The following is an 18621-nucleotide window of genomic DNA, read 5'->3' as shown; positions in this document are numbered from 1 at the left end:
TATGTTTTTTATGAAAAGCATATTATTTATCTCCCCTGAATATCCGCCAGAAACCGGAGCGGGGGGCATCGGAACATATGTGTACGAGATGGCGAGAGCGATTAAAAGTTGCGATCCATCAATCTGTGTTTCTGTGTTGGCGGTTTCTTTTGAAAAAAACAAGAGAGGGATGGAAGACGGAGTGGAAGTGATTAGGGTGAAAGCTAATCGGAAAAATCTGCTAGGCGTTCATTGGGCCACTTCTCGCTGGCTTTTAAAAAATTATCAAAATTACGATGTTATTGAAGATGAAGTTTTTGGCGGTTATTGTATCTTAGCTAAAATGCTCTTGGGAAAAAAGTATCACTATCTCGCGCGGTTGCATGGGACGAGTCATGAAGTGTATGCCTTGGAAAGAAGGCGCGGTCTGAAATATTTCATTTTTCGCTCCGTTCTGAATTTTTTTGAGAAGTTCATTGTTAAAAGAGCCCGGGTGATTCTAACCAGTTCTTCGCTTATGGGTGTTTATTCTTTTTTTCTGTGGAACATTGATTTTTCCAAAATGAATATCGCTCCACTTCCTGCCGCATTGGAAAATGTTGAGCTTGGTGATGAGGATTTTCCGGAGAATCTTCGAGGCAAGGAGTATTTTCTTTTCTATGGAAGCGTGCAGAAAAAGAAAGGCGGTGAGGTTTTGAAAAGAATAATAGCAAAAATATTAGCCACCTACCCCTACATGTATTTTGTTATCTTAGGAGCTGATCTTGAGAAACTAGCCAGCTATTTTCGCGGGAATAGTCAAGTGATTTTTTTTGGCTACACTGGAGAGAAGGCGAGGCGTTCAGCAATCATCAGAAACGCAAAAATAGTCGTCTTACCCTCCCAATTTGAAGCCTTCCTCTATACGGCCGTAGAGGCGATTTTTTTGAATGTGCCGACGATCGTGACGAGGAATTGCGGAGTGTCGCAGTATCTGAAAACATTTCCGGATTATGACAATATTGTTATCGAACAGAATAATGAAAATGAGTTTATGGAAAAAATAGAATCCATTATGCAAAACTATGAAAATGCCAAAATAAAAACAGGTGAGCAGAGAGAGCAACTCAGCAGATGCGTTGAGCCGAAAAAGATTGCCAGGCAGTATCTAAATTTAATCGCGGAACAATATGCCGAAAAAAGAAATATTTGAAAACTATATGTCACTGATCTATTCTTCTTCGGAGCGGGAAAATAACATCGACGAAGAGTATGAACGGCTCTATTTTTGGAACAAAAAGTATATTGGCGCAGCTTTGCCTGAAAATAAGGAAAGCCGGTTTCTGGACATCGGTTGCGGATTGGGGCAAAATCTGCATACTTTTTCCAAGCTGGGCTATCGAAATATCAAGGGGATCGACATCTCTCCTGAGTGCGTGGCTTTTTGCGAAAAGCAAGGTTTTGTGGTAGAAAAAATTTCTGCCGAAGAGTATCTGAAAGATAGGGCGGATTTTTTTGATGTGATCACTATCTATCATGTGGTGGAGCATATTGAAAAAAAACAGATAGTGCCGTTCTTGAGTATTTTGAAAGATGCGCTCAAAGCCGGCGGAAAGTTGATCGTCAATATTCCCAATGGCAATAATGCTATCGGAGGAATGCATGATCGCTATACGGACATCACCCACGAAATTCTCTATACTCCCGAATCAATGCGGGAAGTTTTGCTTTTGTCCGGATTTGAGGCGAAAAATATTGCGATTGAGGAATTGGTGGCTTATGCGCCTGATGATAAGCGGTTTATGGGAAAACTGCTGAAAAAAATCATATTGCCCCTGATCACTAAGCTGGTCGATCTGGTTTGGTATGTTTTTTTTATCTCGCAAGGCGCGACACCGCGAAAAAATCGTCCGGTTTTGCTTGCGATAAGTAAAAAATAATAATCGAAACGCTAATTTTGAAATTTTTGGCACGTTGCGATATGTTATGTTAAAATAGTAAGAGAGAAAATATGGCTGACTTGGGCAAATGCGTAAGTCGTGAAAATAATGCTAGAACTGAAAGCTAAAAATATTGTCATTGCCACGCATGTCTATGCGACCGGTCCGGCGCAGGATTTGCGGGAATATTTGCTGAATAATAGTGTCGGCAAGCTTTTGTTTATCGGGCATCCGCTTTTTTGGGATGAAAAATTGTCCGGTTCTGGATATGAGGTTTATGAAAAGGGGGAGTTAAAAGAAGAAAAGTATCGTAAGATCAAAAAGAATTTCGCCCTGTTGGTCTATTCAATCGACATCGCGCTGAATATTTTTTGGACCTGGCAAAAAATGCCCAAGAGCGATCTGTTTATCGGTTGCGATAATCTCAATGCTTTTTCCGGCATAGTTTTGCGCTTTTTCGGCAAAACCAAAAAAGTGATCTACTACGTGATAGATTATAATCCCAAAAGATTTGATATTAAAATTCTCAATTATTTCTATCATAAACTGGATCAGTTTTGTGTGCGGCATGCTGATGAAACGTGGAATCTCTCTCCGCGGATGGCGCAGGCGCGAAAAGAATATTTCGGCTTTTCCGGTGGCAATCAAATCACCGTTCCGATCGGCATTTGGTTTTCCCGTTTTCCGCGTCTGGATTTTTCTCAAATTGAAAAACACACCCTGGTGTTTATGGGGCATATTTTGGAAAAGCAGGGAGTGCAGTATGCCTTGAGGGCAGTGCCTGCCGTAATCGGACAGTTGCCCGATTTTCAGTTTTTAGTAATCGGCGATGGAAGCTATCTGGAAGCATTAAAAAAGCAAACTAAAAAATTGGATATAGGAAAGAACGTGGAGTTTGTGGGTTACGTGGAAAAGCATAGCGAGGTGGAAAAAATGCTTTCCAAATGTGCGGCGGCCGTGGCGCTGTACGAAAAATATGACGAAAGTGGCGCCTTGAGTTTTACCAATTTTTCTGATCCGGGAAAGGTCAAAGCTTATCTGGCGGGCGGGCTACCAATTTTGCTCTCTGACGTGGCGCACAATGCCAGGGAAATTGAGAAAAGGCGTTGCGGATTTGTGATTAGTCAAGACAAGGAGGAAATCGCGGAGAAAATAATTGCGCTTCTCAAAGATGAAAAAACTTTGCAAGAGTATCGCAAAAATGCAATCGCATATGCTAAGGAATTTGATTGGGAGGATATTTTTGAGGAAAATTTAATTAGACTTATTAATCAACAATGAAAATTTCTTTTATTATCCCGTGCTATAACTGTGAAAAAACACTTGACGACACTGTCAATTCAATAATCGATCTGAAACTTCCGGAGTTTGAAATTTGTATGGTGGATGACGGTTCGAAAGACGGTACTTATAATCTTCTAAAAGCGTATGCTCAAAAATATCCGCAAAATGTCAGGATTGGCAAGAATTCGGAAAATCGCGGTGGGGGATTTACGCGCAATGAATGTGCCAAATTAGCTACGGCCGATTGGTTTTTTCTCATCGACTCGGATAACTACTTGGACAAAAAATCTTTCTACCAACTGTTATCTGCTGTGACAGAAAAGGACAACTTAATCACTTTTCAAAATATCTGTTTTTTCTATGACTTTTTGGGACTGGATCTGATCTATAAACACTGGTTATTTCTGAAAGACAAGATGGTCTTTGGCGACCTGCGCAAAACTTCCTTTCATCCGGTCGTGGACGGAAACTATCTTTTTCGCCGGGCGGTTTTTGAAAAAGTTGGTGGCTATGAAACGGAATTTGGCGCTCTTGAATCCTGGTCTTTTGGTTACAAAGCTTTTCTAGCTGGGTATGAATTTAGCATAGTAAAAGGCACGAAGTATTTTCACCGCGTAGATGGAAAATCCTATTGGACGCGTGAGGTGAAAAATAATAGTAATAACATGAAAAATTTGCTATTAAAATTTCCGGCTCAGTTTTCTCCGGCCGAAATTGAAACGATCAAAAAGGCGGAGGATACGCAAACCGCCATCCTGACGTTGCCGAATGATTTTGTGGCGGAGCAGGTCAATTGGTTTTTTCGTGTGATGCTAAAAATGTATTATCTGGTGCATTAATTGGATGGGATGTGCTAAAATTAATAATATGACAAAAATATTAATTACTGGCGGGGCGGGGTATATCGGTAGTCATGCCGTGAAATTTTTTTTGGAACAAGGCTATGAGGTGGTGGTATTTGATAGTTTAGGGCGCGGATTTCGGGAACCGTTGGAAATTCTCAAAAAAATCGGTAAGCTGGATTTTGTACGCGGTGATTTGCGCCAGCCGGCTGACATTGAAAAGGTGTTTAAACAGCATAAGCTTGATGCCGTTATCCATTTCGCGGCGCTCTGTCTGGTTAACGAATCAATGGAGCAACCCGAACTGTATTTTGAAAATAATGTTCTGGGTAGTTTTAACTTGTTTGAAGCAATGCGCAAAGCAAAAGTGAAAAAACTGATCTTTTCTTCCACTTGCGCGACTTATGGCGAGACAAATTATCTTCCAGTGGATGAAAAACATCCGCAAAATCCAACCAATCCTTATGGTGAGTCAAAATTAATGACAGAAAAGATGCTTGCTTGGTACAGCAAGGTGCATGCTTTTCGTTTTGTAATTTTACGCTATTTCAATGTTTGCGGAGCTTCGAGCGATGGAGTGATCGGCGACAGCAAAAAACCGTCTCAGCTTTTGATGCAAAACGCCGTGCGCGGAGCGCTGGGCATCGAACCGTTCGCCTTCACTTGCGCCAAGGTAAAAACGCCAGATGGCACGCCGATCCGCGATTATATTGACGTGGAAGATCTGGCTCAAGCGCATTTTTCCGCTTGGAAGTATTTGGAAAAAGGCGGAAAAAGCGATGTGTTCAATTTGGGCAATGGCAAAGGCTACTCAGTGAAAGAAATTGTCAGTGAAGTGGAAAAGATTTTCGGTCTGAAACTGGAAAGAAAAAAAGCGGCGGCCAGAAAAGGGGAATATGCCAAAATTTATGCTAACCCCAAAAAAGCGATGCGAGTCTTGAAGTGGAAACCGAAAAAAAGTCTTGTCGCAAGCGTGGAAAGTTTGCGCAAATGGTATGCGGGGTATCCGGAAGGATATCGGCGATAAATTAGGGACAGTCATATTGTAACTTATGAATGAAATTAGCATAAAAAAGATAATAGCAGGCGGAGAAAATGCCAATGTTGAATTAAAGTTGTCTTTTTCTGACGAGGTGATTATCAGTTTGGTTGCTTTCGCTAATAGTAAAGGCGGGGTGGTGATTGTCGGCGTGTCTGATGATAAAAAAATCAAGGGTACGGAATTGAATCGGGAGAGTATCGGGCGTTGGGCTAGCGAAATTAGAAGTAAAACGCAACCATTTTTGAGCGTTGAGATTGAAAAGCAGGTAATTGACAATAAAATAGTCGTTGTCTTTGAGGTGGCTGAATTTCCCTTGAAACCCGTGTCTTTCAAAGGAAGGTTCTATCAGCGAAAGAATAATGGCAATCATCTTTTGACTTTGCAGGAAATATCGGAGATGTATTTGCGAACAAAAAATTCCAGTTGGGATTTTTATCCTAACAAAGAAAAAAGTCTGGATGATTTGGACTCCGAAAAAATTGAGAAAATCAAGAGTATGATCGAAAAAAATTTAGGGATTGACTTGGGTGATGCTTTTAGCTTTTTGCGCAAATATTCCTTAATAGTGGAAGAAAATAGTAACGAATATCCGACCAATGCCAGCTTGCTATTGTTTGCGAAAGTCCCTTCCCGGCAAACCGATATCCAGATAGGTCTATTTCAGGACGATATCACAATCAAGAAAGACAGGATAATCAGACAGGATCTGATCAGCGAAGTGGATGAAGTGATGGAATTCATAAAAACATACATTCTGAAAGAATTCATTATTACGGGCAATCCTCAGCGGGAAGAACGATGGCAATATCCTATTGACGCTATTCGAGAGATAGTAATCAATGCGATAATTCACAGAGACTATCAAGAAGGAACCCATTCTCAGTTCCGAGTTTATTTCGACAAGCTCGAACTTTGGAATAGTGGCTGGCTACCGTTTGATTTAACTTTGGATGATGTAAAAACCGGAAGACGAAAATCAAAACCGCGCAACAAGCTAGTGGCGGAAATTTTTCGCGATGCCGGGCTGATTGAACGGTATGGAAGCGGAGTTAAACGTGCTATCGAGCAAATCAAAGACTATGGCTTGCCAGAACCTTTTATCGAAGAGGCTTCTGGAGGTTTTTGCTTTACGATTTTAAGTAAGGAATTTGAAGAAACAAGGCGAAAAAGTTTGGAGAAAACTACCCAGAAAATTGTGGAGAAAAGTTCGGAGAAAAGTTCGGAGAAAAGTTCGGAGAAAAGTTCGGAGAAAATATTGAATATTATTCGAGAACAAAACGAGATAAGCGCAAATGAACTGGCTGAAAAACTGGGAATTTCATCTCGCGCAGTGGAGAAAAATATCGCCAAACTGAAAGAATCCGGGGCTATCCGTCGCATCGGTCCGGACAAAGGTGGGCATTGGGAGGTGGCTAAAATTTAGGATTTGCTATTATGGATGTATCAATTATTATTACAACTTACAATAGAAAGGAGCAACTTTTGGCATGCGTCGCTTCCATCAAAAAAGCGGATTTTTCGGGTATTGCTTGGGAGTTGATTGTGGTGGATGACAATTCTAGTGACGGGACGGAAGAAATAGTGGCGGAGGATTTGTCGGTTGTAAACAGTCAAATCATCCACAATCCGCAGAACTGTTTGGTGGTGAAATCAAGAAATATCGGCGCGCGAGCGACACAAGGGAAATATGTCGTGTTTGTCGATGATGATAATATTTTAGACGTGAAAATGTTTCAAACACTTTTTGATTTTGCGGAAAATAATCCGGAATATGGCATTGTGGGGCCGGCGATGTATTGGTGGCACAACAAAGAAAACTATTTGGATTTTCAGGAAATTAACTTTTTTACCGGAATGACTTTTGGCAGAAAAAATAATCCTCCCCAAAAAGTTTTTGACAGCGATGGTGTGCCGAATGTTTTTTTGGTGCGCAGAACCGTTTTTGAAACGGCCGGCTATTTTGATGAAAAACTGAAAAATGATTATACGGAACCGGACTTTGCGTTCAATGCTAGAAAATTCGGTTTCAAGTGCGGGATGATCCCTGAGGCGAAAACCTATCACAACATTGCCCAAAAAGATCTGCACGGAACAAGGACGCTGGTCGGGCAGTTCAATAATGACAAGGCGTATTATCTGATGCGCAACCGAATCATTATCATTTTGCGCTATGGCGCCTGGTATCATAAACTGGTGTTTATGCTGGTTTTCTCCTGGTTTTGGCCTTTGGCTTATTCTTTCCTGATGCTAAAATCCGGCCGGCCGGAGTTGATGAAAATTTATTGGAGAGGTTTTTGGGATGGGTGGAGGTATTTTTTTAGCGGGAAGACTTAGGTGAATTTTTAGTAGGGTGGTATAATAATAGACAATACATGATAATATGAAAAAAACAGCACTAATCACAGGAATCATCGGCCAAGACGGACCATATCTGGCAAAGTTACTCTTGGAAAAAGAGTATAAAGTCTATGGGCTTATTCGACGCTATACTAATCCAAATTTTTCCAATTTAGATTATTTGGGAATCACTGAAAAAATTGAATATGTTTCCGGTGACATGACTGATGAAAATTCTTTGACTAATATTATAAAAAACGTCAATCCCAACGAAGTGTATAATTTAGCCGCTCAATCCTTTGTGGGTGCTTCTTGGGATCAAGCGAGATTGACTACGGAAATAAACGCATTAGGTGTTCTATATCTCCTAAACGCAATTAAAAACTTTGCTCCAAACGCTAAATTTTATCAAGCGTCAACAAGTGAGATGTTCGGCAACAGTCACGAAGAGGGAATCCAAACAGAGGAAACGCCTTTTCATCCGCGCAGTCCTTATGCGATTGCGAAACTATATGCCTATTGGATGGCGATAAACTTCAAAGAAAGTTACGGGATGTTTTGCGCTAATGGAATTTTATTCAATCACGAATCGCCGATCCGAGGGATTGAGTTTGTGACTCGGAAAATAACGGATGGTGTCGCACGAATAAAACTAGGTCTGGCCAACGAAATCAGACTGGGAAATTTGGATAGTAAACGGGACTGGGGTTTTGCTGGTGATTATGTTGAGGCGATGTGGCTAATGCTGCAACAAGAAAAACCGGACAACTATATTGTTTCTACCGGAGAAACCCATTCAATCCGTGATTTTTTGGATATTGCCTTTGAGCATGTAGGAATTAAGGATTGGAAAAAATATGTCAAGCTAGATCCAAGATTCAAAAGACCGGCGGAGCTTTTCACTCTGCAAGGGAAATCGGATAAGGCCAGAAAAAAACTTGGCTGGAAGCCGCAAGTGAAATTTGAGGAATTGGTTAAGATGATGATGGAGGCCGATATGGAAAGATTAACTAAGAAATAATTAGATGAAGAAAAAAAACATCATTCTTCTTTTAAATGCGTTTTGGAATAATGGCCGAGGGATGAGCGGGGGCGATCAAATGATGATTCAGATATTTAAACGGGTTAGAGAAGAATTCGCTCAGGTCTATTGTATTACAAATATTGATGGAAAAAAATCCATCGAGAGTGATGTCAAAAATATAAAATTTGGCCTGTCTTTGCATTTTTTTGATAAGCTCTGGCTACCATTTAACTATGTATTGAGGACGATTTATGCCAGCAGTATTGTTTTTAAAAAAAACATTGATATACTCTATGTAGGATCGGATTTTTTTCCGGATGTTATTCCTGCTTTTCTGTATAAACTCCTATATCCAAAGACGGTGTGGTTTCAATGCATTTTTCATATATATCCTGATTGGAGAAAACGGCCAGGAAATAAGATGCGAAATTTTTTCGCCCAGTATTGTCAGAAATTTTCCTTTATGCTTTGCAGACGCGCCGATAAAATAATAAATATAAATTATCAAATTAAAGATGGATTGGTGCGTTTTGGACTTAACGCGGATAAATTTGCGGTTAATACTCCGGGAATCAATGTTGAATATTTTCAAAATCTCAAAATTGGCGAAAATACGAAAAAATATGACGCAACATTTTTGGCTCGATTGAATCCCAGCAAGGGAATTTTTGATTTGGTTGATATCTGGAAAAAAGTTGTCGAAAAAAAACCAAAGGTGCGGTTGGCGATTATGGGGGGTGGGAGTAGCGAGATTAATGAAAAGATGAAACGGAAAATAGCCGACGCCGGGTTGGGGGAAAATATTGAGCTGTTGGGTTTTCTGGAGAATGATGAATCGTTTTCTATCATCAAGCGCAGTCGCATTTTTCTATTTCCCAGCCATGAAGAAGGTTTCGGTATCGCAGTGGCAGAAGCGATGGCTTGTGGTGTGCCTGTGATTTCCTGGAATCTGTCAGTGTATCAGGAAATTTTTGAAAATTTTTCTTTACAACTGGAAGAAAATGACGTAGAACTATTTTCTCTAAAAGTTCTTGAAATGCTTGATAATGAGAATAAACGAAGTGAGATTGCTGTTGAGGCTAGCAATTTTGTGAAAAAATATGATTGGAATGCGATCGCTCTTAATCATTTGAGAATATTGCAAGAAAATGTCGAATAATAAATCTTTCAGTTTTAGCATCTGTGTCCCTGTGTATAAAAGCTCTCATTTGATTGGGATTATGCTTCGGAGTGTCTTGGAGCAAGAGAATTTTGATAATTTTGAAATTATTATTGGCGACGATAATCCGCCGGAGCCGAAAAAGGAGATTGAGAAAACTAAAAAAGTAATCGATTCTTTCAATGATTCAAGAATTAAATATTATAAAAACGAAAAGAATCTTGGCTATGCGGTTAATCTGCAAAATATTGTTTCGCGGGCACAAAACGACATCTTGTTTTTGATGGCGCAAGATGATATACTAGCCAAAGATGCTTTACGAAAAACGCATGACGCCTTTCTCCTGGATGAGAACATTGGTGTCGTAACGAGGCCTTATTTTTGGTTTGAAAAAGACATCAAAAAACCGGTGCGAGCGGTTTTGCCATATGATGAAAATAAAACTAAAGTCATTTCGATTTTTGATGGCAAAAAGGAGTTTATGAAAATTTTTGAATCAGTTGGTCAGCTCTCGGGGTTGGCTTATCGCAGAGAATTACTAGAAGTACCTTTTAATGATGAATGTTTTCCGGCGCATATCTATCCTTTTGCGGGAATTCTGCGAAAACATAAATGTGTATTTCTCAAGGAGTATACCGTTGCAATTGGAATAATGGACAGTCAAACCAGATCGGTTTCTTCGATTTATGATCTTTCTCCGACCGAATCGTGGCTCAAAATGTATCGAACGGTGTTTGCCGGAAAAGAATATGAAAAGCAAAGAAAGTGGGGAGAGGAGCATATTTTGACCAATTTTATGGGGCTAGTTCAATTGAAAAATTATGCTAAGCCCGGCGTACTTTTGCGAGAAATAAAGATCTTATTAAGAGAGCGAAGAAAAAATGTGCTTGATTTGAAATTTTGGTTTTTCGTGCTGGGGACAGTGCTTACTCCAAGGTTTATTTTGATTCCGTTGGTTGATTGGTATAAATTGAATATAATAGCTGACCAGCTAAAAAGTATCCAGTTTAACAATTAGAAAGATGCATGAAAAAAATTATTCAAAAATTATACCATAATAAAATTATTTCTAGGGTCTTGCATACCCTGGTTTATAATTTACAGAAGGAGTTGGAAGATTGTGAAACAGTTTTGGATCTTGGTTGCGGACCGGATTCCCCGCTACAATATTGCAAAAACATAACGCGTAGTGTTGGCGTGGAAGCGTTTGCTCCTTATCTGGAGAAATCAAAAAAGAAAAATATTCATAGTGAGTATTTGGATAAAAAAATTGAAGACTTGGAGTTCCCAGAAAACAGCTTTGATGCAGTGATTATGATTGAGGTGTTGGAGCACTTACCCGAAAAGGTGGGAATGGAAATTTTGAAAAAAACTGAAAAATGGGCAAGGAAAAAAGTGATAGTTTCTTCACCGAATGGATTTGTTGCGCAAAAGGCCGTAGACAACAATCCATTACAGATGCATCTATCTGGTTGGGATTATGATAAGATGAAAAAACTCGGATATCACAGTCATGGTTTGGCGGGTTTGAAATTTTTACGCCAAGAGGTCCAGGGTGACACAATGGGGGATGATCTTATGACTTCAATAAGATTTTGGCCAAAACCATTTTGGTTTTTTGGTGCTAGTTTCAGTCAAATCTTCGTTTATTATTTTCCTCGGGTGGCATTTGAGTTGATAAATGTTAAAAAATTAAATTAAGTAATTATTGTATGATATTTCAAGAAATAATTGGGCGTTTCAAGAGCACGGCAGAGAAGATGTTTGAAAAAGCTGTAAGCTTTAATTTTAAAAATATAATAAAATTAGCCGAATTAAATAGTGAAGCTAGGTTTGTCGATCTTGGTTGTGATGATGGTAACATAACTCTAATAATTGCCAAAAAAATTAAAACTAATGATATATCCGGAGTTGAAATAGCTGATAAAAAAGCAAAGTTAGCTGAGGAGCGGGGAGTTTGTGTATATAAGTTTGACTTAAACGGAGCCTTTGATTTGCAATCGAATTATTTCGATGTAGTTCATGCGAATCAAGTTATTGAGCATTTAACAAATTCAGACAACTTTCTCTCGGAAATTTATAGAATTTTAAAGCCAGGAGGGTATGCGATAATAAGTACTGAAAATGCAAGCAGTTGGTGCAATGTTTTTTCTAGTTTGATGGGGTGGCAAATATTTTCTTTGACTAATTTTTCGAAAAAAAAATCTGGCATAGGAAATCCTTTTTCTTTACATGCTGAAATGAAGTTGATAGATTATTGGGGGCATATTAGAATTTATAATATACGTGGGCTGAAGGAGTATCTTGAGGCATACGATTTCAGGGTTGAGGATATTGCAGGTGCTGGGTATTTTCCTTTCCCAGCTTGGTTTGGAAATATAGATAAAACGCATAGTCATTTTATGACTTTTAAGATAAGAAAATAAATCAAAACTTTGATTTTCTATTATGGGGTTAAGTTTTTTTAGAAAAGATCTGAAAATAAAGCTATTTTTTATCATCCTCATGGGGGGATTGTTTTTTGTCAATTATCAAAACCATTTCATATTTGGCAATTCAGATACGCAATTTAGCATAAATAGTCTCCAGAGCTTACATCATAGCCTGTTTTCTTGGAGTGAAGGTTTTAATGATAATCAAGGCGTGTTCTTTCCCTCATTATTTCCAAATTTGTTAAAGGTTATTTTCGAATTATCAGGATTTCCAATGACAAGTATATTTTCTGCAGTATTGGCGTTCTGCGCTATAATCTATTTTTCTTATAAAATAGTAATTGAAGTTCTTGGTTTGCAAAAAACTTCCTATTGTTGGCTCATCGCTACAATTTCTTTTTTTGTAATTGCCAATGAGATGGTGAGGACTTGGCTCATTTCCAACCTGACAATTATTTGGGGGACACTCTTTTTAGTGATGTCTGTGTATTATTTTTTAAGATTCAAGAATAGTCCCAAAAATAAATTTTATTTGTTTTTGTTGCTCGCCGTGCTCTTGTTCGCTCCAATTGATTTTCATTCGATGTTATTGTCAATTATTTTTATCTTTTCTTTTTCACTAGTGGAGATTTTTATTAAAAATATTTCGGTAAAAGAAAAAATAAAAATTTGGCTAACTTTAAAAAATATTATAATAGTTTCAGCTATATTTTTGGCTCTAAATAGCTACTGGATTTTTAATAATGCCTATTCAGCACTTACTGAAAAATCTAACTATGCTAAATATTCAGAAAATAGTGCGAGCACGGATAGTGTGTTGAACTATGTTACTACCTATTTAAATAGACCTTCTCTGGATTTTATTTTCTCAACAACCGGTGATCATGCGGGTAAGTTTTATCCGGCGGTATTCACTTCTTTCGATAGGGGCGCTTCCTTCATTTTTGTTTTGCTTGCAATTTTCAGTATTTATTTTATTAAGAATGACCAGAATCAAAAAAGAAAAATTCAGCTGATTGTTTTATGGATTTTGTATGTTGTTTTTTTTACTTTTTCATTGGGGCCAAACAATCCTATGGGAATTTTTGGCATCTTTTGGAATCATGTTCCAGGTTTCAAGCTTTTTAGGGACTATTTTAAATTCAATCGCTTGATTCTGCCAATTCTTATTGTCTTTGTTTCTTATTCGTCTATAAATATTTTGGATTTTTTGAAGGGAAAAAAATACAAAATATTTTTTTCTGCTTTCATTGCAATTCTCGTTTTAGCTAAGTTTATTCCGTATTTTTTTCTTTTTCCTCTGTATAGACCATTCGAGATCCCTGGTTACTATTATCAGATCAATGAGTATATTTCAAAAAAGAAAATTGACAGTAAAGCACAGATAATGCCTATTGTGAGTTGGTATCAGACATTTGAGTGGTCCAATCAGAATTATGATATGCCAGAGCCACTTAGTTATTTTATTCCTCGGGAAATGTTTTTTAATAACGCTAGCTATGACGAAAGTTATAATGATAAACTAAACAAGCAGTTGCAAAATTATTTAATTGCGGATGACAAACGATTTTTGAATTATGAAAATACACGGAGCGTGGGGTTTTTGGTGGCCAGGAGTGATCTGGGTGTCGATTTTCTGGAAAAGAAAAAAACGGATGTGAATTTTATCGGGCAAGACGCTATTTTGACTGGAGCGGATGAGAGTAGTTTTCTAACGAATAAAACTGAAATTGGAAAACTGTCGATTTATGAGTTAAAAAAAGATCAATTTCTTCCGCATCTTTATACTCCACGAAATTCTCTCGTTTCTGGCCGTCCGCTAGAAAGTCTTCCTAATATTCTTTCTGGTCTGGAGTGGCAAACTCGTTCAGCCGTGTTTCTGGCTGGACAGAACGCTGGAAAAGAAGACCTGTTGAAAAAAATTCAAGAGGCTAATGCGGTTGCTCCTTGCGCAGATGAGGGTGGGGTGATGATGCCAACATTGGAATTCAAAAAAATCAATCCAACCAAATATCGAGTGCGAGTGCACGGTGCGTCGGGAGTTTTTCCGTTGGTGTTTTCGGAATCGTTTAATGAGGGATGGAAGGGCTATTTGGCTTCGCCAGGACAAAGACTAGATTCCCGCCTTCGCGGGAATGACACGCTGGGGAATTATAAAATCCTAGATGGGAACGGGGATGATCAGGCTAATGTTGATGAGATGCAAAGTTATATTGATCAGGGTTATGTGACTACATTGGGGGATATGCGGGAGAAAGCGATTGAGCATAAGAAATGGGTGGACGGCGAAGAGCAGACGGATTATGTTGAAAAATATAATATTGATTTTGTGTCCAAGAATTTTCAGGGGACAATTCAGAATGATAATCTGCCCGATGGTAATATTTTTGAGACCTGGTTTCGGCGTCCGATTGAGAACAATGCCAATCATCTCACCGCCAACGGCTATGCCAATTCTTGGGTAATTGATACGAATCAGATTTGTGACAATGGCAATGTTAAATGCATTAAAAACGCTGACGGATCCTACGACTTTGAAATGGTAGTGGAGTTTTGGCCACAGCGACTTTTCTATGTCGGGCTGGCAATATCTTTGTCGACGTTGCTTGGGTGTATTGTTTATCTGGGTTATGATTGGCGAAAGCGAAAAAATTTGACCCAAAAATAGTTTAGTGTTATTATATCAGTATAATGACACTAAGAGAAAAAATACGAAACTATTTTTTATAATCTCAATATTGTGCATTTAGCGCAAAAAGTGACAGCTTAGGGATGTCTTGGTATAATAGGAAAGTTGGGAGGCTTACTGTAGAAATCAAAAAATGCAAAAATACTTCGAAAAAATTAAAACTTGGGGGAGAATACATTGGCCGATCTGGGTCTTGCTTTTGATTTCTGCTGTTGTCTATCACCAATGGCTGTCGTTTGGCATTTTTTCCCATGCCGATTATTGGTTTTGGTTTTCGGAAAGTTCGCGCGATTTTTTACATTACTCGGCTTGGGATTCGCAAATCAGTTTGGGCGGGTCGAATTTGTTTATTTGGATGTGGGCATGGAAAATTTTTCCGGCCTTTTTTGGTGCATTCGGTCTTGATTCTAATGTGGCAGATAAGTTTGTGATTTTTTGGCCGTTCGCCTTTCTCACTCCGCTATGCAGCTATCTCTTTGCCAAGCAGGTTTTGCAAAACAAGTTCGGGGCGTTTGTGGCGGCGCTGGTTTTTTCGTGCAATACCTATTATCTGGCAATAAACACCCAGGGGCATTTTTCCTTGACGCTCGCCGGAACGTTTGCGCCATTGGCGATGTTTTTCTTTTGGCGTTATTTTGATACAGGAAGATGGAAAAATCTGATCGCGTCAGCGTTGGTTTGTGTCGTGGTTGGCGGGCATGATTTTCGGGTTTTTTATATTTTGTTTTTTATCATTCTGGCGGTGCCGTTTTGGTTTTTATTTATGCAAAAAGGGAGAGAAAGAAAGAAGCTGTTTTTCCGCCAAAATTTTTTGGCGCTGGCACTCTTTTTTAGCTTGATTTTGCTCCTTAACCTTTTCTGGCTCATGCCCACGGCAGTGACGGGATCATTGGCAGGTAATGATATTTTGGCGCGTGGTCTGGTGGGGAATAATTACTCGCTGGATCTGGGAGAAGCGTTGACGCTGTTTCATCCTTTTTGGAATGGCGGAGAGCCGAAATGGTTTGATACGCAAAAAATCCCAATTTATTTTTGGCTGATTCCGCTAATGGCATTGCTCGGAGCGTATTGGCAACGCAAAAACAAGAAAATTGTTTTTTGGTTTTTTGTCGCGTTGGTGGCTGTGTTTCTTTCTAAACAAGACGCCTTGCCACTAAAAAGCGCCTATGTTTGGTTGCATCAGCATTTTCCCGGTTTCAATGCCTTTCGCGAAGCGAGCAAGTTCTATTTCGCCATCGCCCTGGCCTATGCGATTTTGATCGGCGCTTTTGTCAGTTATCTTTTTGAAAATTTTGCTCAAAAAAAATTCCTGAAATATTTTGTCTTTTTCGGAGCAAGCCTTGTTTTTCTCTTGAATGTAAGACCGATCTTGACCGGCGAGATGTTTACGATCTTCACTCCACAAAAAATGGCTGGCGATGAGGTGAAAATTCGTGACTATACTTTCTTGCAAACCGGATCTTTTCGGACGCTGTGGAATCCGAGCGATTCTATGTGGGCGAGTTTTTCCAGCTATCGTCCTAAGATCAACGAGATTGAAACACGGAGGGACTTTTGGAAAAAAATTAAGGACTATGCTGACGCACAGGGTGGCGAGCCGAGCGGAAACGAAAAAAATCAATTGTTTTTCTCGGAAAATTTTGCCACGCGCTTGCTTTCACAGTCCGCGGTGCGCTATCTCGTGAGTGATCAAGCAAATTTTTATATGGTGAAAAATCTTGTCGCTAATCCTGAATGGAAAAAGCTGGACTTGGGGCTTGGAGAAAAAACGATTTTTGAAAACGAGACGGCGCGTCCGCGGATTTATCTGACAGACGAGCCAGAGACGATCCATCGCGAGATTACTTTTGCGCCGGTGGACTATTCCCTGGAAAATTCGGCGCACTGGGATTTTAGGCTCAAAAATTTTGACGGTCCGGTCCGGGTCAATTTTGCGGAAAAATATCACCCGGATTGGCAGGTAGTTTGTGGCAATACTCCTTGGTATGCGCTGCTGGGAAAAAAAGCGATCTTGCCGGTGGAAAATCACAAGATGACTGATGCCGGGCTAAATGCATTCCTCATTTACCCGCGCGAGATAGCTGATGCTTGCGCTAAGGATAATGATGGTCGTACAGCACTGAGCCTATATTATCGCCCGCAAAGTTATCTATACTTGGGCGGAATCATCTCGCTTGGGGCAATCTTTTTTTCGCTACTGACGCTTGTTTTTTGGAAAGAAAAGAGGCATAATAGTAATATTGTTCAAAAAAAAGAAAATGCAAAATAATTTTGGGAAAAAATTAATTAATATTCTTAAGATAAATAAGCGCATTTTTTTGGTGGTGGCTTTTTTGGGGTTGGTGTTTGTGATTAATCAGGCGCTTTATGCTAATCATAAAAAAACGACTGAAGCTTGCGCTTCGGGGAAATGTTTGAGCACCGTGGCGGAAAAACCGCAACTGACAAAGGATAACGGTTACTATTATGTCGATGATATATTTAAAGATCAGCCCTCTGGCTATTATCGCGTGACTTTTTTGGAAAAAAGCGATTCAGCGATGCCGGTGCTGATGGATCTAAATACTTATACCGAGAAGGAAAGTCAGATTGCCGAGCTGAATCTCGTTCCTTCTGACAAATTCCAACCGCAAGAAGTATTTTTCTATTTGTCGGATGGCTTTGACAGTCTATTGTTTCAAAAAAAGGACCCCAATTCAGCGGGAAATATTTTCATCAAAGCCGTCGGCATCACCAAGCTCAATGCGACCAGCCAGGCAGAATTGGTAGCGATGAAAAAGACGCTGGTGGGCGAAACGAATTTGGAGGCAGTTACCGCCAGCCAGACGGATTCTGATTATGCTTTTCCTTGGCTGAAAGATAGCAAAACAATTTTAGGGCAAGTTTTTCAGGCGAAAGACTCGGTGATTTCCGCCGTGAGTCTTAAGATTGATATAAACAAAAATCTCAATTCGGGCAGCCGGCAATACACATTGAGTTTGCGCAAAGTGAACTATGACGGTGAAAGTGTTTCCTATGACGGGGCTGTTATTGTCGATACGGCCTTTTCTTTTAGTAGCATCGAGAAATATCGCCAAGCTGACGGCACTTTTCTTTTTCCCTTGTTCGGGATGCTGGAAAAAAACCAATATTATCTCATCAGTCTGGACAATTCGAAAGTCGATGTCAGCAAACAGAATTATTTGGAACTCAAGGGAAGCAAGGAGGATAAATATTCTGCGGGAATCGCTGTAGTGAAAAAGGGAAAGGAGATGTACCCGATCGATGGTGATTTATATTTCAAAATTTATGGCGCGCAGTTGTTGCAGGAAGGCGGAATGAAAATTTTCAATGGCGCCAAGATTGAAGATTTGGGCAAGGGCAGCGGCCGGTATTCTTATGCGACCGAAGGGAAATTTGTTGATTTGTTCGATTTGTCTGGGGCGTCCGCCGGGACGGAATTTAGCGAAAGCGACAAAATTATTTATGCTCCCGCCAAAGATAATGCTAGTTTTAGCTACGCCGTAAATATGCTTTACCCGATCAGTAAATTGAATTTTTCCGCTTCGCAAGTGAAAGCCGGCTGGAAAAAGGTCAAGGTGAGTTATTCTTTTGATCAAAATGACTGGGTCGATTTGCCCTTTTCGGCTGGTTCTGAGTTGGCGACGACTGCTATTGAAGCTGATAACGGCGAAAGCGTTGATGGTTCCAGCAGTGATACTTCAGAAGCGCAAGATTCTTTAGCTGTCGCTGATAATACAGTTCCAGTTGTAACGGAAGAATCAGTACAAGTGTTTGATGCGGATATTGTTCCCACAAAAGAGGCGCGCACGGTTTATTTCAAAATTACCTATGATCCGAGCGACACGAGCAAGGGCAAGTCTTTTGCGCTTAAGAATTTGAAAATAACGGCTGAATTGAAATTAAAATAATCA

The 18621-nt window shown here is 39.6% G+C and carries 15 protein-coding genes; all 15 read left to right on the top strand.

Translation table 11 applies throughout. The annotated features are described in order from the left end of the window. Positions 1-10: 10 nt before the first annotated feature. The 15 genes from WC848_03760 to WC848_03690 all read left to right on the top strand — a co-directional run bounded on the left by WC848_03760 (position 11) and on the right by WC848_03690 (position 18618). Positions 11-1171 carry a glycosyltransferase family 4 protein gene (locus tag WC848_03760; GenBank protein ID MFA5961769.1) on the top strand — a complete coding sequence of 387 codons (1161 nt, stop codon included), beginning with the start codon at positions 11-13 and terminating at the stop codon, positions 1169-1171. Beyond that, positions 1149-1898, top strand: a complete 750-nt coding sequence (locus tag WC848_03755; protein MFA5961768.1) for a class I SAM-dependent methyltransferase — start codon at positions 1149-1151, stop codon at positions 1896-1898. The genes WC848_03760 and WC848_03755 overlap by 23 nt, the downstream gene beginning before the upstream one ends. 108 nt (positions 1899-2006) lie before the next feature. Then, entirely contained in the window at positions 2007-3179 is a 1173-nt protein-coding gene (locus WC848_03750; protein MFA5961767.1) for a glycosyltransferase, read from the top strand. Continuing rightward, positions 3176-4021: a glycosyltransferase family 2 protein gene (locus tag WC848_03745; protein MFA5961766.1), complete on the top strand. Its 846-nt coding sequence runs from the start codon at positions 3176-3178 to the stop codon at positions 4019-4021. Before WC848_03750 ends, WC848_03745 begins: the two co-directional genes overlap by 4 nt. A 28-nt stretch (positions 4022-4049) precedes the next feature. Further along, a complete protein-coding gene (galE, locus tag WC848_03740; protein ID MFA5961765.1) occupies positions 4050-5051 on the top strand; it encodes a UDP-glucose 4-epimerase GalE in 1002 nt (333 codons plus the stop codon). A gap of 25 nt (positions 5052-5076) precedes the next feature. After that, positions 5077-6489 (top strand): ATP-binding protein, encoded by a 1413-nt coding sequence (locus WC848_03735; protein MFA5961764.1) that lies wholly within the window; start codon positions 5077-5079, stop codon positions 6487-6489. 11 nt (positions 6490-6500) lie between these two features. Beyond that, on the top strand, positions 6501-7400 hold the full coding sequence (locus tag WC848_03730; GenBank protein ID MFA5961763.1) for a glycosyltransferase family 2 protein: 900 nt from the start codon (positions 6501-6503) through the stop codon (positions 7398-7400). A gap of 46 nt (positions 7401-7446) precedes the next feature. Then, the gene (locus WC848_03725; GenBank protein ID MFA5961762.1) at positions 7447-8424 is read left to right on the top strand and encodes a GDP-mannose 4,6-dehydratase; all 978 of its coding nucleotides are present in this window, start codon (positions 7447-7449) and stop codon (positions 8422-8424) included. Between the two features lie 4 nt (positions 8425-8428). Beyond that, entirely contained in the window at positions 8429-9586 is a 1158-nt protein-coding gene (locus tag WC848_03720; protein MFA5961761.1) for a glycosyltransferase, read from the top strand. Then, entirely contained in the window at positions 9576-10604 is a 1029-nt protein-coding gene (locus WC848_03715; protein MFA5961760.1) for a glycosyltransferase family 2 protein, read from the top strand. Before WC848_03720 ends, WC848_03715 begins: the two co-directional genes overlap by 11 nt. An 8-nt stretch (positions 10605-10612) precedes the next feature. Beyond that, positions 10613-11287 (top strand): class I SAM-dependent methyltransferase, encoded by a 675-nt coding sequence (locus WC848_03710; GenBank protein ID MFA5961759.1) that lies wholly within the window; start codon positions 10613-10615, stop codon positions 11285-11287. 11 nt (positions 11288-11298) lie between these two features. Continuing rightward, positions 11299-12012, top strand: a complete 714-nt coding sequence (locus WC848_03705) for a methyltransferase domain-containing protein (protein ID MFA5961758.1) — start codon at positions 11299-11301, stop codon at positions 12010-12012. A gap of 280 nt (positions 12013-12292) precedes the next feature. Further along, a complete protein-coding gene (locus WC848_03700; GenBank protein MFA5961757.1) occupies positions 12293-14686 on the top strand; it encodes a hypothetical protein in 2394 nt (797 codons plus the stop codon). A gap of 154 nt (positions 14687-14840) precedes the next feature. Beyond that, entirely contained in the window at positions 14841-16976 is a 2136-nt protein-coding gene (locus WC848_03695) for a hypothetical protein (protein ID MFA5961756.1), read from the top strand. Next, complete coding sequence (locus tag WC848_03690) at positions 16966-18618, top strand: hypothetical protein (GenBank protein ID MFA5961755.1); 1653 nt, start codon at positions 16966-16968, stop codon at positions 18616-18618. The genes WC848_03695 and WC848_03690 overlap by 11 nt, the downstream gene beginning before the upstream one ends. Positions 18619-18621: the final 3 nt, after the last annotated feature.

This window comes from Parcubacteria group bacterium, from assembly GCA_041659505.1.
Lineage (GTDB): Bacteria > Patescibacteriota > Minisyncoccia > Moranbacterales > UBA2206 > UBA9630.
Note: the sequence above shows the minus strand (reverse complement) of the source record. Positions and strands in the feature narration are given on the sequence as shown.

Coding starts and splice junctions, on each gene's coding strand:
- WC848_03760 (MFA5961769.1), top strand. CDS start 11: ATGAAAAGCATATTATTTATCTCCCCTGAATATCCGCCAGAAACCGGA.
- WC848_03755 (MFA5961768.1), top strand. CDS start 1,149: ATGCCGAAAAAAGAAATATTTGAAAACTATATGTCACTGATCTATTCT.
- WC848_03750 (MFA5961767.1), top strand. CDS start 2,007: ATGCTAGAACTGAAAGCTAAAAATATTGTCATTGCCACGCATGTCTAT.
- WC848_03745 (MFA5961766.1), top strand. CDS start 3,176: ATGAAAATTTCTTTTATTATCCCGTGCTATAACTGTGAAAAAACACTT.
- galE (MFA5961765.1), top strand. CDS start 4,050: ATGACAAAAATATTAATTACTGGCGGGGCGGGGTATATCGGTAGTCAT.
- WC848_03735 (MFA5961764.1), top strand. CDS start 5,077: ATGAATGAAATTAGCATAAAAAAGATAATAGCAGGCGGAGAAAATGCC.
- WC848_03730 (MFA5961763.1), top strand. CDS start 6,501: ATGGATGTATCAATTATTATTACAACTTACAATAGAAAGGAGCAACTT.
- WC848_03725 (MFA5961762.1), top strand. CDS start 7,447: ATGAAAAAAACAGCACTAATCACAGGAATCATCGGCCAAGACGGACCA.
- WC848_03720 (MFA5961761.1), top strand. CDS start 8,429: ATGAAGAAAAAAAACATCATTCTTCTTTTAAATGCGTTTTGGAATAAT.
- WC848_03715 (MFA5961760.1), top strand. CDS start 9,576: ATGTCGAATAATAAATCTTTCAGTTTTAGCATCTGTGTCCCTGTGTAT.
- WC848_03710 (MFA5961759.1), top strand. CDS start 10,613: ATGAAAAAAATTATTCAAAAATTATACCATAATAAAATTATTTCTAGG.
- WC848_03705 (MFA5961758.1), top strand. CDS start 11,299: ATGATATTTCAAGAAATAATTGGGCGTTTCAAGAGCACGGCAGAGAAG.
- WC848_03700 (MFA5961757.1), top strand. CDS start 12,293: ATGACAAGTATATTTTCTGCAGTATTGGCGTTCTGCGCTATAATCTAT.
- WC848_03695 (MFA5961756.1), top strand. CDS start 14,841: ATGCAAAAATACTTCGAAAAAATTAAAACTTGGGGGAGAATACATTGG.
- WC848_03690 (MFA5961755.1), top strand. CDS start 16,966: ATGCAAAATAATTTTGGGAAAAAATTAATTAATATTCTTAAGATAAAT.